This is a genomic window from Acinetobacter sp. 1000160 (assembly GCF_000588715.1).
Taxonomy (GTDB): Bacteria; Pseudomonadota; Gammaproteobacteria; order Pseudomonadales; family Moraxellaceae; genus Acinetobacter; species Acinetobacter courvalinii.
On the sequence record NZ_JFWP02000012.1, the window covers coordinates 43,928 to 62,013 of the forward strand.

Sequence of the window (18,086 nt, forward strand, 5' to 3'; positions counted from 1 at the left end):
GCCGAGCTTAATTTAGGGTCTTGCCTATTTGCAGCGATGACCAAGAGAGGTTGTTATGAGTCGCTCGGAACCCACCTTATTGGGGCAATGTGTAGCCGAATATTTTGCTACCGCAATTTTTTTATCGTTTGGTATTGGTGTGGTGGCTGCACTTAAGCTTGCAGGTGCAAGTTTAGGTCTGTGGGAAATCAGCATTGTATGGGGCTTGGCCGTTGCATTGGCTGTCTATTTGTCTGCAGGTATTTCTGGGGCTCATCTCAATCCTGCCGTGACCATCGCCCTGGCTTTATTCGCTGGCTTTGATAAACGTAAAGTTCCTTTTTATGTCATTGCTCAAGTGGCGGGTGCTGCAACAGGGGCTTTGCTGGTCTATGGCTTATATAGCAATCTGTTTGTAGATTACGAACAGACCCACCACATGGTACGGGGCAGTGTCGAAAGTCTGGAACTGGCTGGAATTTTCTCAACTTATCCGCATCACCTATTGTCGCTGGGTCAGGCTTTCATGGTGGAAATGTTTATTACCATGTTATTACTGTGGCTGATTATGGCGATTGGCGATGATAGCAATGGTTTGCCGCGTGGTGCTTTGGCGCCGATTCTGGTGGGTTTGCTGGTGGCCGTGATTGGTGCTTCTTTTGGCCCATTAACCGGCTTTGCCATGAATCCTGCACGTGATTTTGGCCCGAAAATCGTGGCTTATTTCTCAGGCTGGGGTCCTGTTGCCTTTACCGGCGGTCGTGATATCCCTTATTTCATCGTACCAATCATTGCACCAATCGTAGGGGCATGTTTAGGTGTGTTGGGTTATAAATTCTTCTTTAGCCATTTCCTGATCAAGAATCAGGTTGCAACCAAAGACCCAACAGATCAGCAAGTCTCTGAAATGCAATAAATGCATCACCCAATAAATAATACCAAAAGGGCGCTCAGATGATCGCCCTTTTTGATTTGCTTGGGAGACGCCTTGTTATCTCGGGTTCTTTGCTTTAAGGTATCTGATTCAATGTGGCAGACACTGCAATAAAGATAGGTTGAAACTCCCATGTTTACAGGCATTATTGAAAGTTTAGGTAAGGTTGAGAGCCTACAAAGTGTAGGCGGTGATGTTCGTCTACGTATCCAGACGGATCTGGACATGTCTGATGTGCATCTGGGGGATTCGATTGCCACCAATGGCATTTGCCTGACCGTGATCGAGTGGGGCGAGAACTGGTATGCGGCAGATGTTTCCCGCGAAAGTCTGAACCGTACCACACTCGGACAATGGAAAGTCGGTCAGGCGGTCAATGTTGAAAAAGCGATGTTACCGACCACACGTTTTGGCGGACACATTGTCAGTGGTCACGTTGATGGGCTGGGTGAGATTACGCTGGTTCGCGAAGATGCACGTTCTTTGTATTTTGAAGTCACAGCACCTGTTGAGTTGGCTAAATATTTAGCCGAAAAAGGCTCGGTCACCGTCGACGGCATTAGCCTGACCATTAACCACTTACGTGGCAATATTCTGAGCCTGAATCTGATTCCACATACTGCTGAACGTACCAATATTGGCACTTGGCAGGTGGGAAGCAAAGTGAATCTGGAAGTGGATGTACTGGCACGTTATATCGAACGTTTGTTGCTCGGTGATAAGGCGGCTGAGCAGAAAACCGAATCGAATATCAGTATGGCATTCTTGGCTGAAAACGGTTTTTTAAAATAAAAGATCAAGTATAAAAAGCCCAGTTTAAACTGGGCTTTTTATTATTTCTCGTCCGAGAACTCACTGTTCTTCAAAATATATTCAATTTCATCTTGTGCCAGTGCATGCAGCTTGGCGCGGAACACGGTCACTGCTTGCTCAATCAGGCCTTCAGCTTCAAGTTCAAGACGGACACGGACACTTTCCAGCTCAGACAGAATTTGCTGATCATCAATCGCGATGCGCTGACCGCGTGCATAATCAATGCTTGGCTGTTCCGGGTTGGTTTGGTAACGCTCGGTCTGTTGCGCAATTTCCTGATCGATATGACCACGTAAGGCAACTAGATTCTCGGTTTGCTGCTCAAACTGACGTGCTTCATCCGCTTGTAACTGGGCTGCATAGGCGGCTTCAGCTGCACGTTTTTCTGCCAGTGCTTTTTCTAATGCGAGCTGTTTACGAATACGTGCCTGTTCTAGCAATTCTGCTTTTAAATCGGCATAGGCTTGATCAATACGTTGTTGAGAACGCTGTTGGGCACTTTCCTCGTTCTGCGTCCAGGTTTGAATCGAAGTTTGTGGTAATAACAGATCACAGATACGTGCTAAATCTTCCTGATAGGTCTGACGAACCGCCTCAGGTGCATTTAACCAGCGTTTTTTAAAATCCTGACCTACATTTAATGCCACAAGACACTCCTAAAATGATGTTTTTTATCGCCAATTTATAATTTAAATGTACGAGGTTCTATGCCCAACCGTCGATACAGTTTAAATTTTTCCCGCCCAATCTGTTTCGCAGTTTCATTATTTTCAATAATTTCGATAATGTGGCGAAAATCTTGAGTTTGTTCAAGTGCATGATTGTTAAAATTAAACACGATCCAATCATTGGAGGGGGGTAAATCTTTTGAAATACACACTGGGCTGTGTGGCTGGTCAATCCCATGCGCAATGAAACTTTGTGGATCAAAGCTCCAGAGCAGTTCATCCAGTTCATTTTGCAAGTCTGGATCAGCACAGTACCACCAGATGTGGGGATGCTGATTCAGAATCTTGCGACACAAACGGCAAGCACTTTCGACTTGCCGTTCCTGACTGTTTTCAAAGAGATAAAAACTGATTTTAGCCATTCGCTTGAACACGATTTGTCAGGAATTGCATCAATAAAGGAACCGGGCGGCCGGTTGCCCCTTTAGCGGTACCCGATACCCATGCCGTCCCTGCCACATCAAGATGCGCCCAGCGATAGTCACGGGTAAAACGTTCAAGGAAGCAGGCTGCCGTGATGGCGCCACCGTATGGCCCACCAATATTGGCAATATCGGCAAAAGGTGAGTCGAGTAATTCTTGATACTCTTCCATGACCGGCATACGCCAGACACGGTCAAGTGACTGTTCGCCTGCCTGTTGCAAGTCTTGTGCAAGCTCATCATCTGGTGTGAATAAACCACTGACTACTTTACCGAGCGCAACCACACAGGCGCCGGTCAGGGTGGCGATATCAATCACCAGGGCAGGGTTAAAGCGTTTGATATAGGTCAAGGTATCACACAGGACCAGACGGCCTTCTGCATCGGTATTCAGAATTTCTACAGTTTGACCGCTCATGGTCGTGACGATGTCACCAGGACGGGTGGCATGAGCAGATGGCATATTTTCTGCAGCGGCAATTGCACCCACCACATGAATAGGCAATTGGGCTTCACAGAGTGCCTGAATGGTGCCAAGAACCGAAGCTGCGCCGCACATATCAAATTTCATTTCATCCATGCCCAAGCCTGGTTTTAATGAAATACCGCCTGTATCAAAAGTCACACCTTTGCCGACCAGTACCACAGGCGCTTGATCAATCTGGGCATTGTATTCGAGGGTGACAATACGGCCTGGACGATCCGAACCTTTGCTTACGGCAAGGAAGGCATACATGCCCAGATCCGCCATTTGCTGCTCATCCAGTACAGTGACTTTTAATACGTCTGGATATTGCTTGGCTAGCGCAAGAGCCTGATCTGCAAGGTACTCAGGGAAACAGATATTTCCAGGACGGTTCCCCAGATCACGGGCAAAGTTTTGACCCGACTGAACCGCATGAATCAGCTTTAACTGTGCTTCATCTAATGTGGTCTGGCTGGCAATCAGGTGAATGGTATCTAATACAAACTCATTCTTTTTCGACTTAAACTCGTCATAACTATAAGCCGCTTGCGTAAGGCTCAAGACAAAGAGAGAGTGTAGATCGGCAGGCAATACTGAAAGATCGATACTAATTTGTTTAAATTTATTTTGTGATGATTTGATAATGCTTTGTGCAAGTTTTGCTAATTTTGTCGCTTTAAGCTCGTCACTTTTGCCTAGCCCTAATAATTGCGCATTGGCTTGTACAGAGATATTGGCAAGCAGCGGCAAGTTGTCGTTAAAACCGGCTTTATATTGGCTTGCGTTAAGGATGTCATCTAGATGGTTGATTTGATAAGTATTTAAGTTCTGTTGTAATTGTTCTGAATCAACCAAAATCCACAAAGATTCGCTAGACGCCTGAGTTGGGAATGCGTTTTGAAGTGTAAATTTCATTGTTTATATAGAACCTAATGAGAAAAAAAGAAAGATAAGTCCATTAAACACTTTCAGATATGAGGTTGCAATCCGCAACAAGCGATAGGTTTTATATTTTTAACATTCGGGTAAACTAGCGTTACCTTCGATTGGTCTTTTGGAAGTATTACTTTGATTATTCGGCGTTATCTCGTCAAACAGGTGGTTTCGACATCTCTCGTCGTTATTGGTCTATTGACCATGATCATGATGGGTGGTCGTTTGATCAAGTATTTTGGCGTCGCAGCTCAAGGTCGTTTGGATGCAGGGATCTTATTTAGCATTATCGGCTATCGTTTACCTGAATTTTTAACACTGATTTTACCATTGGGTTTCTTTATTGCCTTGATGCTGGTGTTCGGGCGTCTGTATGTCGACCACGAAATGGCGGTTTTAAATGGCAGTGGCGTTAGCCGCAATCAGTTGGCCCGATTACTGTTGCCGATGACCGTGGTATATCTGGTGGTACAGACCTGCTTAATGGTCTGGATGGGGCCGTGGGGCTTACGTGAGTTTGAAAAACTGACCAGTACCCAGGCAGTACGGACCGGATTTGACTTGGTCCGTCCGAAAGAGTTTATTTCTTCAGGGCCGTATACCATTTATGCGGGATCACTTTCAGAAGACCGCAAGAACTTAAAAGATATTTTCTTCTATCAGAAAGGCAATCAGGCAGATAAACCTGATGTCATGATTCTGGCTAAAGAAGCAACACGGGTTGAAGTGGCCAATGATACCGCCAATGTGGTGGATCTGGTTCAGGGGCGCCGTTACGAGATTTATCCGAATCAACCACGTTACACGCAGGCAGAATTTCAGTCTTATCGTTTACGTTTAGAAAATGACAAAGACGTAAAATTTGAGAGTGGTGATGTTGAAGCATTATCCATGTCCAAGTTATGGGAAAAACGTGATGATCCTGTCGTGCGTAGTGAACTGGGCTGGCGTGTGTTTGGTCCCTTTGTGATTATCGTGGCTTTAATGCTGGCGGTCGCATTGTCTGAGGTGAGTCCGCGTCAAGGTCGTTACTATCGTTTGATTCCCGCGATCTTTATCTTTGCCAGCCTGATCGTGTTATTGATTGCGATTAAGACCCGAATCAGTAAGGAAGAACTTGATATCTGGGCATATCCAGTGGTTCTTCTTGTTTATGCCATTGCCGCAGCCGTTTTTGCGCGTAAACAAAAATTAGCACCAAAATTTAAGAGAAGTATTCAGCGAGTGGGGTTGTGATGTTAGCACGTCGAATAGTCGCCAAACATGTGACAAAAACCACGATCCTGGCCATGCTGGGCACGACGCTGGTGTTATCTTTCTTACAGGTTCTGTTTACCTATTTAGGTGAATTAGGTTCGCTCAAACCTGACTATAATGCCTGGCAGGCTTTCCTGTACGTGATGTGGGGAGCGCCGCATTATCTTTATGAAATCCTTCCTGTTGCAGCCTTGATTGGCTCGGTGCTGGGACTGGGTGCATTGGCTTCCAACAGTGAACTGATTGTAATGCGCTCGGTCGGGATTAGCTTATGGCGAATCGTCGGCTGGGTAATGCGTTCGGCCTTGCTATTGATTGTATTGTCCTTTGTGCTGAGCGAATGGGTGATTCCTTATACCAATGAACAGGCACAAAGTATCAAGAAGCAACGTAGTGTGGCGGCGTTGGGTGAAGTCAAAGGTTACTGGACCCGTGAAGGGCAGCGTTTTATTTATATTGACTATGCCAATTCCAAAGGCCAGTTACGTAATATCCAGTCAATTGATTTTGATCAGGATTACCGTTTGCAGTCTTTTGTGAATGCTGAAAAGGGCCAGTTTGTTAAAGATGGCGAATGGACGCTAGAACAATCACATCAGGTGGATTTACTGGCTCAAGGGAATGCCATTAAAACCGATCATGCACAGCAATCGCTGGGTTTGGCCTTGCAGCCTAAATATGTACATATGGTCACCCTTGACCCGGAAGATTTGTCTCCAAGCCAGCTGATTAGTTTTATGCGCTATATGGATGAATATAGTCAGGTACCGAAAACCTATGAGCTGGCGTTCTGGCAAAAAGTGACCTCGCCGTTTGCCTTGATTACGCTGGTGTTAATCGCCTGTTCATTCATTTTCGGACCATTACGCCAACAGTCGATGGGCTTCCGTCTGGTGATTGCCTTATTTACCGGACTGGGCTTTTTCTACTTACAAGATTTCCTCGGCTATGCGAGTCTGGTTTATGCCCCTTCTCCAGCATGGTTTGTGCTGATGCCGGTGGTGCTCATCTTTATGGTAGGCAGTTACTTACTTTATCGAGCAAGATAAAGGACTTTGATTCATGGGCGCTATCATCGCTATTGATGAAAGCCATGAGTGGGGTCATAGAGAAATACCTTAAACTTCGGTAAAATAGACCGAACAAATGATCGACAAATAGAGAGTCCATTATGACGGATGCAAATGCTGGCAAAATTCCTCACGTTCTCGTAATCATGGATGGCGTAGGACATCGTGAAGCAGTTGATGACAATGCCTTTCTGGCAGCAAAAACACCCAACCTCACGGCAATGAAAGCCAAGCATCCGAATAGTTTAATTTCTGGCTCCGGTGAAGATGTCGGTCTGCCTGATGGTCAAATGGGTAATTCTGAAGTCGGGCATATGAATCTGGGTGCAGGTCGTGTATTGTATCAGGATTTCACCCGTATTACTAAAGACATTCGTACCGGTGCTTTTTTTGAGCATGAAGTTCTGGTCGATGCGGTTGAAAAGGCCAAAGCAGCCAATGGCGCCGTACACGTGATGGGCTTGTTGTCGGAAGGCGGTGTGCACTCGCATCAAGATCATATTGTCGCCATGTGCGAACTGGCGTTAAAACGCGGTGCAAAAGTGTATTTACACGCTTTTCTGGACGGCCGTGATACACCACCACGCAGTGCGCAACCATCATTAGAAAAACTGGATGCCTTGTTCGCACAATATCCAATTCAGGGTCGTATTGTGTCGATGATTGGCCGTTATTTCGCGATGGATCGTGACAATCGTTGGGATCGTGTGGAACAGGCTTATCGTTTAATTACAGAAGGCGAAGCTGTACGTGTAGTTAATTCTGCGGTTGAAGGTTTGGAACAAGCCTATGCAGCCAATGAAAATGATGAGTTTGTTAAAGCCACGCGCATCGGTGATGTCACCAAAGTACAAGATGGCGACAGCATTGTATTCATGAACTTCCGTGCCGATCGTGCCCGTGAAATTACCCGTGCATTTGTGGAAAAGGATTTTGCCGGTTTTGAACGTAAAGTGCTGCCGAATTTATCTAAATTCGTGATGTTGACCCGTTATCAGGCCAGCATTGATGCACCAGTTGCCTATATGCCAGAAGGGCTGAAAAACTCGATTGGTGAATACCTGTCTGATTTGGGTAAAACCCAATTGCGTATTGCTGAAACTGAAAAATATGCGCATGTGACCTTCTTCTTTAGCGGTGGTCGCGAAGATGAATATCCGGGTGAAAAGCGTATCCTGATTCCATCCCCAAATGTTGCAACCTATGATTTAAAGCCTGAAATGAGCGCTTATGAAGTGACCGATGAGTTGGTCAATGCCATCAATTCAGGTGAGTTTGATCTGTTGGTGGTGAACTATGCCAACGGTGATATGGTCGGGCATACCGGCGTTTTTGATGCAGCAGTCAAAGCGGTTGAAACGGTGGATACCTGCTTGGGTCGTGTTTACGATGCGGTCATGGCAAACAAAGGACACATGTTAATTACTGCGGATCATGGTAATGTAGAGCAAATGCAAGACTATGACAGTGGTCAGGTGCATACCCAACATACCACTGAACTGGTGCCATTTATTTATGTTGGCCCGACGCAAGCAATTATTGCAGAAGGCGGGGTATTGGCTGATGTGGCGCCAACACTCCTGCATTTAATGCACATTCCTGTACCGCCAGAAATGCAGGGTAAGAACTTAATTACTTTAAAATAAGGTGAAGCAATGACCCAGCACAACAACATTTACCGAGCCTTATGTGCAAGTTTGTTGATGTGTTGGGGGCATAGTATTGATGCTGCACCCGTTACCCATGCATCGGGATGGACCGAAGACGCGCCGCGTACGGCGGAAGTCCCGATTGAATCGATTCAGCAATTTGTCCAGATTTACGGGATTGTGAAAGATAACTATGTCGATAAGAAGTCGGACGATGCGTTATTTCAGCAATCGATTAAAGGACTGGTCAGTGGTCTGGACCGTTATTCCCGTTATCTGTCGGCAGAAGAATACCGTCAACTGATTCAATATACCGAAGGCGATCTGGCCTCGGTCGATTTTAATTTAAATTATGATGCACATGCTAAATCCTGGCAGATTCAGGATTTAAAAGCGGGTTCTGATTCGAGCAAGCTGGGTTTGCGCAATGGCCAAGCCATTATTAAAGTGGACAATCAGGAATTAAAAAATCTTAATCAGGATCAGGTACAAGGCCTGCTGTATGGCTCAATTGGCAGTACCGTGCAGATCCAGCCCGAGAATAATAACAGCACCACCATTCTGGTCCGAAACAAGAAAGTAGAAACCGATATTGAACCTGTTTTAATGCATAATCAGGTACTTGTACTTAAAATTAGAGTGTTTCAGCAAGACACTGCCAATGAAATTAAACGTTTAATCGAAGAATATAGCTCTAGCAAACTCAAGGCCGTGGTTCTGGATTTGCGTAATAATCCGGGGGGATTATTGTCTGCTGCGGTTGAGTCAGCGGATTTGTTCCTGAATCAGGGACTGATTGTGACTACCAAAAGCCGTTCTGAAGGTGATCAACAATTTCAGGCCCTACCTTCCTTTGAATTTCAGAATCTGAAACTCGGCATTTTAATTAATAAACGCTCCGCCTCGGCAGCAGAAGTGTTTACCGCGGCGCTGAAAGAACATAAGCGTGCCTGGGTCGTGGGGGAAAACAGTTATGGTAAAGGGGTGGTGCAGAAGCTGTTCCCGTTACCGAGTGGCGCTGCCTTGCAAATGACGGTCTCACATTACTACACTCCCAATGGCAACATGATTGAAGGGCAAGGCATTCAGCCGAACCAGATTTCGCCTTTGCCACCTGAAATGAAAGAAGATACCTACCTGGAACATGTCACTGATCTGGTGTTGAAAAGTAGATATTAAAAAATAAAGCCCCTTAATAAAGGGGCTTTATGATTAAAACTTATTCATCATCTTCGGTATCCAAACCGAATTTTTTCAGTCGATAGCGTAAAGAGCGGAAGGTCATTCCCAACTTTTTCGCCGCTAAAGTCCGGTTCCAGTGGGTAAGATTCAAGGCATTTAGCAGAATCTCTTTTTCGATATTCTCTAAATAGCGCTCCAAACCTTCTGCTGGAAGTTTTTTCGAACTCATTGTTGGACTGGCAGAATGTTGAGGCGTTTCGATTTCTTCTGCCGGTGCATTGGCAAATGCAGGCGCCGGATTTGCAATTGAGCTACGTAACGGCGCAGTTTGCAAGTGAGCCAGATCAATGGTTTCATCATCACTGAGTGTAATGGCACGTTCAATGATATTACGCAGTTCGCGTACATTGCCCGGGAAATATTGCTGTAACAAGAACTGCTCTGCACGAGAAGACAGTGTCTTCACCGACACTTCCCATTCCTGACTGATCTTTTGAATAAAGTGATTGGCCAGTAACAGAATATCCTGACCACGCTCACGTAATGGCGGCAACACCAGATCCATGACATGAATACGGAAGAACAGGTCCTGACGGAAGCGGCCTTGCTGGACCAGCATTTCTAGATCCTGATGGCTGGCACTGATCACACGGAAATCGACATCAATCTCCTGATCTGAACCGACCGGACGAATTTTCTTTTCCTGCACCGCACGTAGTAATTTGACCTGCATGTTTAACGGCAATTCAGCAATTTCATCCAGAAATAAACTACCACCGTGTGCAGAAAGAATTAAGCCTTGCTTGTCCTGTGTTGCGCCAGTGAAGCTGCCTTTCTTGTGTCCAAATAACTCGCTTTCCATCAATTCCGTTGGAATGGCACCACAGTTAATGGCAATAAACGGCCCTTCGCTGCGGTTACTTAAACGATGTACCAGATTGGCTACGACTTCTTTGCCTGTACCTGATTCACCTGTGATAAATACAGGTGCTTGAGAACGTGCAATTTTCTTTAAAGCAATGCGAAGTTGCTGGATCGGTGCTGAACGTCCAATCAGAAGCTTGTTTTCTAAAGCAGTTTCAGCAGCTTCCTGTTCTGGCTGAGGCCGGTTCAAAGCTTTCTGGATTAACTGATCCAGATGCATCTGGTTGACCGGTTTGCTGACAAAGTCAAAGGCACCTGCTTTAAGTGCTGCGATGGCGATGTCCATGTTGCCATAGGCAGTAAGCACTGCGATCGGCGTATTAGGATAGTTTTGAGTGACATGTTTTACCAGGTCTAAACCATTCCCGTCCGGAAGATTTAAATCTGTTAAGCATGCATCGTACTGGAATTCAGTGAAGAATTTTTTTGCCTGTTCGACCCGATAAGCGATATGTGTTTTGATGCCCATCCGCGCAAGCGTCATCTGCATTAAAAGACATAAATCCTCTTCATCGTCTACGAGCAAGACGAGTGGTTGTTTTGTTGCCATTTCCCCGAAAAACCTAATCTAATCTATGAATTTTGAGCATTCCATCCTGAAACATGCTCCTTGTTGTCGCTCTATATAGGTGAGCTTTGCATGATTCGCCTCGCAAAATGTGTGAGACAAGTACAATCCTAAACCAGTTCCTTTAATTTCGGTACTAAAAAATGGTTTGAATAACTGAGAAATATCCCGTTTTGAGACACCCATCCCAAAATCGATGACATCAATACAGATTCGACCTTCTTTTTCATGAACATCCACTTCGATAAAGGGGGCATCGGTGGCGTTATGACGTAACGCATTCCGGATCAGATTAATCAGCACCTGACGTAATTGTTTTTCATCAAATACGATCGTCGTCTGTTCGGGTTGTTTTAACCGGATCATCTGTTTGGCATCAGCCAGATCTTCATTCAATAAACTGTCAAAGAACGAGGTGAGTTGGATGGGTTGGGCTTCGGTTGGCCGATTGCGAGCCATCGCCAAAGTATCTTGGACGATGCTATCAATACGTTTGGCTTGCTTGCTAATCATGCGTGACAGCATTTCTTGCTGATGTGCATCACTGTCTTTGAGTAACTCATTGGCCTGAACAATGGCGGCCAATGGATTGCGAATCTCATGGGCAATACTGGCAGAAAGTTGACCTAATGCCGCCAGCTTGAGTTGTTGCACCTGCTGGGTCAGTTTCTGGGCATCTTTTAAGATCAGTAACACCAGCGCTTGTTCAGGAACGATCAGATGTTTAACCCGAACATGAACCGTATACGGGCTTTGTTGTGATTCAAAACTGAACTCTTCACCGTCTTTTAAATCACTAAACTTGATCAGTTCAAATAGATCCGGTTGTAATTTGATTAATGGCGTTTTTTCAAGAGAAACAGGTAGATAAATTCCCAGTAAGGTGTTGGCTGCCGGATTGGTCAGCACAATATGGTTGCTTTCATCCAGGACCAGATAACCGTCTTCAATCTGCTCGAGAATATAACGGTTAATATTTTGCAGTTGATGGATTTCAATCGATTGATGGAAAGTGAGGGTTTCTAAAATCTTAAAACGTTGAACCGCAATTCGGCCAATGGCATGCACCACAAAAAATAAAAAGGCCAGAAAAATACTATTGCCGAGATGAGTTAAATTGGCTGAATCAAAGAAGTCACCCAAAAAGCGCTGGTAAACCACCATGATCACGGCAAACAGGGTGATGATCAGTGATAACTGTGAATTTAATAAAATGGCCGAGGAGAAAATAATGATGACATAGAGCAAGCTCAGTTGCAGATTCGGCCCACCTGCCGAAAATGTGATTAAACTCAAGCAGATCACATCAATCAGGAAAATCACAATCAACTGTCTGGACACCTGCACAGGTATCAGATGCAAGACAAAAAGCTGAATGATATTCAGCGTGATATACGCAATCAGGGTATAAAAATATAAGCTTGGATAAATATAATTACTGCTGAGTTGCTCGGCAGTGAGTAAATAAATCAGCAGCAGGCTAACGGCAATAATCAGCCGATAGCCGCTATACCAAACGCCCAGTCGATAGACGGTCTGAGAGACCGATGATGCAATTTTCCCTAACATAGGCGTTGACTATTATTGTAAGTATTTTAAGGTTTGATCAGTCCGTAGCGTATCGCAAGATGCGTCAGTTTGACATCACTGTCAATCGCGAGTTTTTCAAAAATACGGTAGCGATAAGTATTTACAGTCTTCACGCTGACAAATAATTTATCTGCAATTTCTTGGGCGCTGATACAGTTCACTACCATCATTGCGACCTGCATTTCACGTTCTGATAAAGCATCAAAAGGAGACTGCTGGGTGTCAGAAAGGTAAGAACTCGCCAGTTGCTCGGCAATATCCGCACTAAAATACTTGCCGCCTTGCATGACTTTATTGATCGCACGGACCATTTCAGAGATTGGCGCACCTTTGGTGATATAGCCTTTGGCACCTGCTTTGAGTAAAAGGGATGGGTAGGGCTCTTCCGCCAGACCGCTGACAGCAATGACCTTGGTTTCAGGTGCACTCTGCAATAAACGTCGCGTTGTCTCAACTCCACCAATGCCAGGCATATTCACGTCTAGCAATACCACTTGGGGATGTTTCTGGCGAACCAGCGCAATCGCTTCTTCTCCAGATTCAGCCTGTCCGATCACCTCGACATCGGGGTGGTCTTCGAGCATACGGCAAATCCCGGTGCGCACGAGTTCATGATCATCAACAACGAGAACAGTGATCAAGAAGACCTCCTTTTTTCAAAAACACTGGTTTTTTGTTACATAAAGCAAAATTAGCTTGCAATGAAACGACAAAATTAGCAATCCTATTCTTCGTTTTTAGAGAATAGTTGTACACAATTGTGTCTACAAAAGCTTTACCCGATTTGTTCAAATGTAAGGCATAATGGTGGTAAGCGCAAATGTGCAGCGTCCTGAGTTGAGTATTGTGTCGTGAAAAATTCTAAAAAATCTATCATGCATGTTCTAAGCATGTCTATCTTGTTGGCGTGGAGTTCAACAAGTTTTGCTGAACTGGTTGTGAATAACAATCCAGCTTCTTCGCGTGCGAGTGGTTCAGCAACCTTAAACTGGTCAGCAAGTGATGCGAGCCAGTTAATGGAAGATGATGAACCCTTAGAGATTGGTCCTCAAGGTTCAACCTCTGTGACCACAACATTACGTAACGGTGGTTCAGCTTCAATTTCATCCTCAAGTGCTCCGCAGCAATCGACACAGATTCGCGATACGTTTGGCTATAGCAGCCAGCCGTCAGTGAATGCACGTGCTGCGCTGGTCATGGATGCACAAACAGGTGAGGTGCTGTACAGCAAAAACAGTAACATGTCGGTTCCTATTGCTTCAATTACCAAATTGATGACTGCGGTGGTGACTGCTGATGCGCGCTTAAACATGTCGGAAGAGATTACCCTTGAGTCGATTGATTTCGCGGGTGCAGGCGGTAAAAACTCAAGCTCAACCTTACGTGCTGGCGATAAGATGAACCGCGCTGAAGCATTGTTGTTTGCCTTGATGAAGTCTGAAAATCCAGCGGCGGCTGCATTGGCACGTACTTATCCAGGTGGTCGTCCTGCATTTATTGCAGCGATGAACGCCAAAGCGAGGCAATTGGGCATGACTTCGACACGTTATGCTGAGTCAACCGGGCTTGATCCGCATAATGTCTCTTCTGCACGTGACTTAGGCATTCTGGTGAGTACCGCTTCGCAATACGGTCTTATCCGCCAATTCTCAACCACACCAACCTATGACTTCAACCTTGGCTATCGTGTACTCAAGTCGAACAATACCAATGCTTTAGTGCGTAATGGTGGCTGGAATATTAACCTGTCAAAAACGGGTTATATCAATGAAGCCGGTCGTTGTGTGGTGATGCATACGACGGTGAATTCACGTCCCGCTGTGGTCGTGTTATTGGGTGCACCAAGTTCACAAGCACGCAATAGTGATGCAACCAATTTATTAACCTGGTTAAGCAGTTTGCCAAAACGTGTTTAATGTCGGTTGATGTAAAAACGCTTCTTAATGAAGCGTTTTTTATTGCCGTCAGAAATGACTGATTCTAAGTGAACCCATAAAAAAACCAGTTGCGGGCAACTGGTTTTTTTATTTCAGACTTGATGCTTACATATTTGAAAGAATAGAGTCTTTGACCTGATCCATGGTTGCGTCAATAGACAACATCACGGCATCAGCACATTGCTTGATTGCCGTATCTGGATCTTTTAAGCCATTGCCTGTCACGGTACATACAATCACAGAACCTTCAGCAATTTTACCTGCCTTGATGTCACGGATTGCACCGCCAATTGAAGCGGCAGACGCAGGTTCTACAAATACGCCTTCGTACATTGAAAGTAAACGTTGTGCTTCCAGGATTTCGCTGTCCTGAAGTTCATCGAACCAGCCTTTAGAGTCACGTACCACTGCTTTAGCATGGTTCCAGCTTTGTGGATTACCGATACGGATTGCAGTTGCAACTGTTTCAGGGTTTTCAACAGGTGCACCACGTAAGAATGGCGCAGCGCCAGAAGCTTGGTAACCCACCATGGTTGGCAGGCCTTCTGGTTTAGGACCTGTGAACTGATCTGTCGCGGCATCATAAATCACTTGCTCGAACTGATCCGCAGGTTGGTTGGCAACCGCTTCGGTATAACCCATCCAGTGTGCGGTGATGTTCCCCGCGTTACCGACAGGCAAGCAGTGATAATCAGGTGCACGACCCAATGCTTCCACGATTTCATAAGCAATGGTTTTTTGACCTTGCAAACGATACGGATTGATCGAGTTGACAATTGTTACAGGTGCCTGATCAGCCACTTCTTTGACCAAACGCATACCATCGTCGAAGTTACCACGGATTTGCATGGTGATCGCGCCGTACATCATTGCCTGCGCCATTTTACCCATGGCAATTTTGCCTTCCGGGATCAACACGAATGCTTTAATGCCTGCACGCGCTGCATAAGCTGCCGCTGCTGCTGAAGTATTACCGGTAGAGGCACAGATAATCGCTTTAGAGCCTTCTTCAACTGCTTTGGTCACCGCCATGGTCATACCACGATCTTTAAATGAACCGGTTGGGTTCAGACCTTCGTATTTCACATAAATTTCGACGTTTTTGCCAATAATACGTGGAATGTTCTCGAGTTTAATCAGTGGAGTATTACCTTCACCTAAAGAAATTGCGCGTGTAGTTGCAGACACAGGTAAACGGTCACGATAACGATCTACAAGACCAGTATAACGATTGGCATTCGACATGATGGTGTTCCAATATAAGGTAGAGAAAAAATCCCGCTCAACAGGCTCCCTTTCAAAAGAGAGCAGTTCCATTCTTGAGTGAAGAAGGGTGAGGGGATTTAAACTGATTAACTATCGAGCGATTCTAAACGAATTCTCACGATTTCGCCACGAATTGCAGGTAATGCTTGAATTTGGGCAAGCGCTTCGTCCATTTTAGATTCAACGATCGGATCGGTTAAAATCACGATTGGAATCAGGTCTTTTAAGCGCGATTGCTGCATGATGGCATCAATACTGATACCAGCACGGCTCAGAATGGTCGTCACATCTGCCAATACACCAGTTTGGTCTTCAGCGTTGAGGCGAATGTAATAACCTGTGGTCATTTCTTCACGGCTGAGGATTGGCACATTGGTGAGTGCTTCAAAGGCCAGCTGAGGAATTGTTCCAGCGCCATCTTCGGTATACGAAATATCACGCACGATATCAATCACGTCTGCAACCACAGCTGAAGCAGTTGGACCTGCACCAGCACCAGCCCCGTAATATAAAGTCGGGCCAACGGCATTGGCTTGCACCAGTACGGCATTTTTCACGCCATTGACATTGGCAATCAATTCTTCCGCAGGGATCAGGGTTGGATGCACACGTAGCTCAATGCCTTTGTCGGCACGGCGTGCAATACCCAAGTGCTTGATACGGAAACCAAGTTCTTCTGCATATTTCACGTCCTGAGCTGTGATTTTACTGATGCCTTCGGTATAGACCTTATTGAACTGTAACGGGATACCAAATGCACATGAAGCTAAAATGGTGAGTTTGTGTGCAGCATCAATGCCTTCAACATCAAAGGTTGGGTCCGCCTCAGCATAACCAAGTTCTTGCGCTTCTTTTAACACATCTTCAAAGGCACGACCTTTTTCACGCATTTCAGTCAGAATGAAGTTGCCTGTACCATTGATGATCCCGGCAAGCCATTCGATATGGTTGGCTGCAAGACCTTCACGGATGACTTTAATGATTGGAATCCCGCCTGCAACTGCTGCTTCATAAGCAATCTGCACCGCATTGTCTTCTGCTGCCTTAAATAGCTCATTGCCATGTTCAGCCAGTAATGCTTTATTGGCTGTCACCACCTGTTTGCCATGTTTAATGGCTTCCATAATGACTTCATACGCAGGATGAATGCCACCCATGACTTCGACCACTACATCAACATCAGGTTGACGCACGATCTCCATCAAGTCATCGCTTTGTTTAATTCCTTCGAGTTGTAAATCTGGACGTGGACGGCGTGTGCCTACGTGTGTAATTTGAATTTCTCGACCGGTACGGCGTTTAATTTCCGCAGCATTTTCTTGTAGTAATTTAAGGGCTCCACCACCTACAGTACCAAGACCGAGTATCGCCAGACGAACTGGTTTCACGTCACACTCCATTATATTCAATCATTTTAATGAAGCTTGATCATAGCTAAAAAAATGCGGAGACACTAGGGCTAAGATCATCTTTCATCTGTCGCCCGGGTCTTTGTTATTTTGAAAGGAATGTTTACCTTATTTGTTTAAGCGTTGAACAATTTCTTCAGGGGTCATGTAACCACCTAAATATTCTCCTTCAACGTTATAAATCGCTGGTGTGCCATTTACGCCCATGTTCAGGCCCAGTTGGTATTGATCACGAACTGGGTTCTTACATTCTGCAGCAGTCACAGGCTGACCTTGAGTTGCTTGCTCAAATGCAGCCTTACGGTCTTTACTGCACCAGATAGCCTGCATGGTTGGCATGAATTGTTCGCCACGTGGCCATGCGATATAACGCACTTCAATACCTTTGGCATTAATTTCAGCCAGGTGTTCATGCAATTTATGGCAATACGGGCAGCTTGAATCGGTGAATACATAAATCACATGTTTGGCTTTACCACCTTGTGCCGGATAAACGATCAAGTCTTCAGTCTTGAGGGAAGCCAAATGCTTTTTATTTTCGGTGGCCTGTAATGCATCACTGACATTGTGCAGTTGCTTGTCGCCTAAACGCACCACATCACCCTGAATAATGTATTGGCCATCAGCGGTGGCATAGACCGAACCCATCCCTTCCAGACTCACCCAGTACAGGTTGGGTACTTCAGTTTTCTTGACAGCAAGAATTTTGGCATTGATGTTGGCTGTCTTGAAATGTTTTTCTAATGTAGAGACTAAACGCTGCTGTGCATTACGTTCATTTAAGGTTGAAGCCTCACCTGTCGCAGGTGCACTTGCCGTGAGTGCATCTTGTTTTTGTGCTGAATTTTCTTTTGAGCAAGCACTGATGAATAATGTTGATGCTAATGTACAAGCAATTACAAGCTGAGACCGAGTAAACAACATATAGAACCTTTTTGTACGTTTTAAGGGCTTTAGCA

At 45.3% G+C, this 18,086-nt stretch carries 16 protein-coding genes; 7 read left to right on the forward strand and 9 right to left on the reverse strand.

What is annotated here, in order from left to right:
* Window positions 1–55 precede the first annotated feature (55 nt).
* Window positions 56–895, forward strand: a complete 840-nt coding sequence (locus tag J699_RS01160) for an MIP/aquaporin family protein (protein WP_032871244.1) — start codon at window positions 56–58, stop codon at window positions 893–895.
* A 150-nt stretch (window positions 896–1,045) separates the two neighbouring features.
* Window positions 1,046–1,705: a riboflavin synthase gene (locus tag J699_RS01155; protein WP_004773951.1), complete on the forward strand. Its 660-nt coding sequence runs from the start codon at window positions 1,046–1,048 to the stop codon at window positions 1,703–1,705.
* Window positions 1,706–1,746: 41 nt separating this feature from the next.
* Here the strand turns inward: J699_RS01155 and J699_RS01150 are convergent, their stop codons facing one another.
* From J699_RS01150 to J699_RS01140, 3 genes are read right to left on the reverse strand one after another with little or no spacing between them, the layout of a single operon-like run.
* Window positions 1,747–2,373 (reverse strand): hypothetical protein, encoded by a 627-nt coding sequence (locus tag J699_RS01150; RefSeq protein ID WP_032871241.1) that lies wholly within the window; start codon window positions 2,371–2,373, stop codon window positions 1,747–1,749.
* Window positions 2,374–2,408: 35 nt separating this feature from the next.
* A complete protein-coding gene (locus J699_RS01145) occupies window positions 2,409–2,816 on the reverse strand; it encodes a DNA polymerase III subunit chi (RefSeq protein WP_005281060.1) in 408 nt (135 codons plus the stop codon).
* Window positions 2,809–4,257: a leucyl aminopeptidase gene (locus J699_RS01140; RefSeq protein ID WP_032882982.1), complete on the reverse strand. Its 1,449-nt coding sequence runs from the start codon at window positions 4,255–4,257 to the stop codon at window positions 2,809–2,811. The genes J699_RS01145 and J699_RS01140 overlap by 8 nt, the downstream gene beginning before the upstream one ends.
* A gap of 153 nt (window positions 4,258–4,410) precedes the next feature.
* Between J699_RS01140 and lptF the strand changes: the two genes are divergently transcribed.
* The 4 genes from lptF (at window position 4,411) to J699_RS01120 (ending at window position 9,430) form a co-directional block, all read left to right on the forward strand.
* Entirely contained in the window at window positions 4,411–5,511 is a 1,101-nt protein-coding gene (lptF, locus tag J699_RS01135; RefSeq protein ID WP_005226334.1) for an LPS export ABC transporter permease LptF, read from the forward strand.
* Entirely contained in the window at window positions 5,511–6,581 is a 1,071-nt protein-coding gene (lptG, locus tag J699_RS01130; RefSeq protein WP_005281054.1) for an LPS export ABC transporter permease LptG, read from the forward strand. Before lptF ends, lptG begins: the two co-directional genes overlap by 1 nt.
* A 122-nt stretch (window positions 6,582–6,703) precedes the next feature.
* Window positions 6,704–8,248 carry a 2,3-bisphosphoglycerate-independent phosphoglycerate mutase gene (gene gpmI / locus J699_RS01125; RefSeq protein WP_032871237.1) on the forward strand — a complete coding sequence of 515 codons (1,545 nt, stop codon included), beginning with the start codon at window positions 6,704–6,706 and terminating at the stop codon, window positions 8,246–8,248.
* Between the two features lie 9 nt (window positions 8,249–8,257).
* Window positions 8,258–9,430: a S41 family peptidase gene (locus J699_RS01120; protein ID WP_005281046.1), complete on the forward strand. Its 1,173-nt coding sequence runs from the start codon at window positions 8,258–8,260 to the stop codon at window positions 9,428–9,430.
* A gap of 40 nt (window positions 9,431–9,470) precedes the next feature.
* On the opposite strand, the gene J699_RS01115 is transcribed toward J699_RS01120, so the two are convergent.
* From J699_RS01115 to J699_RS01105, 3 genes are read right to left on the reverse strand one after another with little or no spacing between them, the layout of a single operon-like run.
* Complete coding sequence (locus tag J699_RS01115; protein ID WP_032871235.1) at window positions 9,471–10,907, reverse strand: sigma-54-dependent transcriptional regulator; 1,437 nt, start codon at window positions 10,905–10,907, stop codon at window positions 9,471–9,473.
* A gap of 18 nt (window positions 10,908–10,925) precedes the next feature.
* A complete protein-coding gene (locus tag J699_RS01110) occupies window positions 10,926–12,494 on the reverse strand; it encodes a sensor histidine kinase (protein ID WP_032871232.1) in 1,569 nt (522 codons plus the stop codon).
* 26 nt (window positions 12,495–12,520) lie between these two features.
* Entirely contained in the window at window positions 12,521–13,156 is a 636-nt protein-coding gene (locus tag J699_RS01105) for a response regulator (RefSeq protein ID WP_004773961.1), read from the reverse strand.
* A 210-nt stretch (window positions 13,157–13,366) separates the two neighbouring features.
* Here J699_RS01105 and pbpG point away from each other — a divergent pair, with 210 nt between their 5' ends.
* Window positions 13,367–14,431 carry a D-alanyl-D-alanine endopeptidase PBP7/8 gene (pbpG, locus tag J699_RS01100; protein ID WP_126687697.1) on the forward strand — a complete coding sequence of 355 codons (1,065 nt, stop codon included), beginning with the start codon at window positions 13,367–13,369 and terminating at the stop codon, window positions 14,429–14,431.
* A 126-nt stretch (window positions 14,432–14,557) separates the two neighbouring features.
* On the opposite strand, the gene thrC is transcribed toward pbpG, so the two are convergent.
* The 3 genes from thrC to J699_RS01085 form a co-directional block, all read right to left on the reverse strand.
* A complete protein-coding gene (gene thrC, locus J699_RS01095) occupies window positions 14,558–15,697 on the reverse strand; it encodes a threonine synthase (RefSeq protein ID WP_004656353.1) in 1,140 nt (379 codons plus the stop codon).
* 107 nt (window positions 15,698–15,804) lie between these two features.
* The gene (locus J699_RS01090) at window positions 15,805–17,106 is read right to left on the reverse strand and encodes a homoserine dehydrogenase (protein WP_004773963.1); all 1,302 of its coding nucleotides are present in this window, start codon (window positions 17,104–17,106) and stop codon (window positions 15,805–15,807) included.
* A gap of 129 nt (window positions 17,107–17,235) precedes the next feature.
* Complete coding sequence (locus J699_RS01085) at window positions 17,236–18,051, reverse strand: DsbC family protein (protein WP_032871226.1); 816 nt, start codon at window positions 18,049–18,051, stop codon at window positions 17,236–17,238.
* Between the last annotated feature and the right edge of the window lie 35 nt (window positions 18,052–18,086).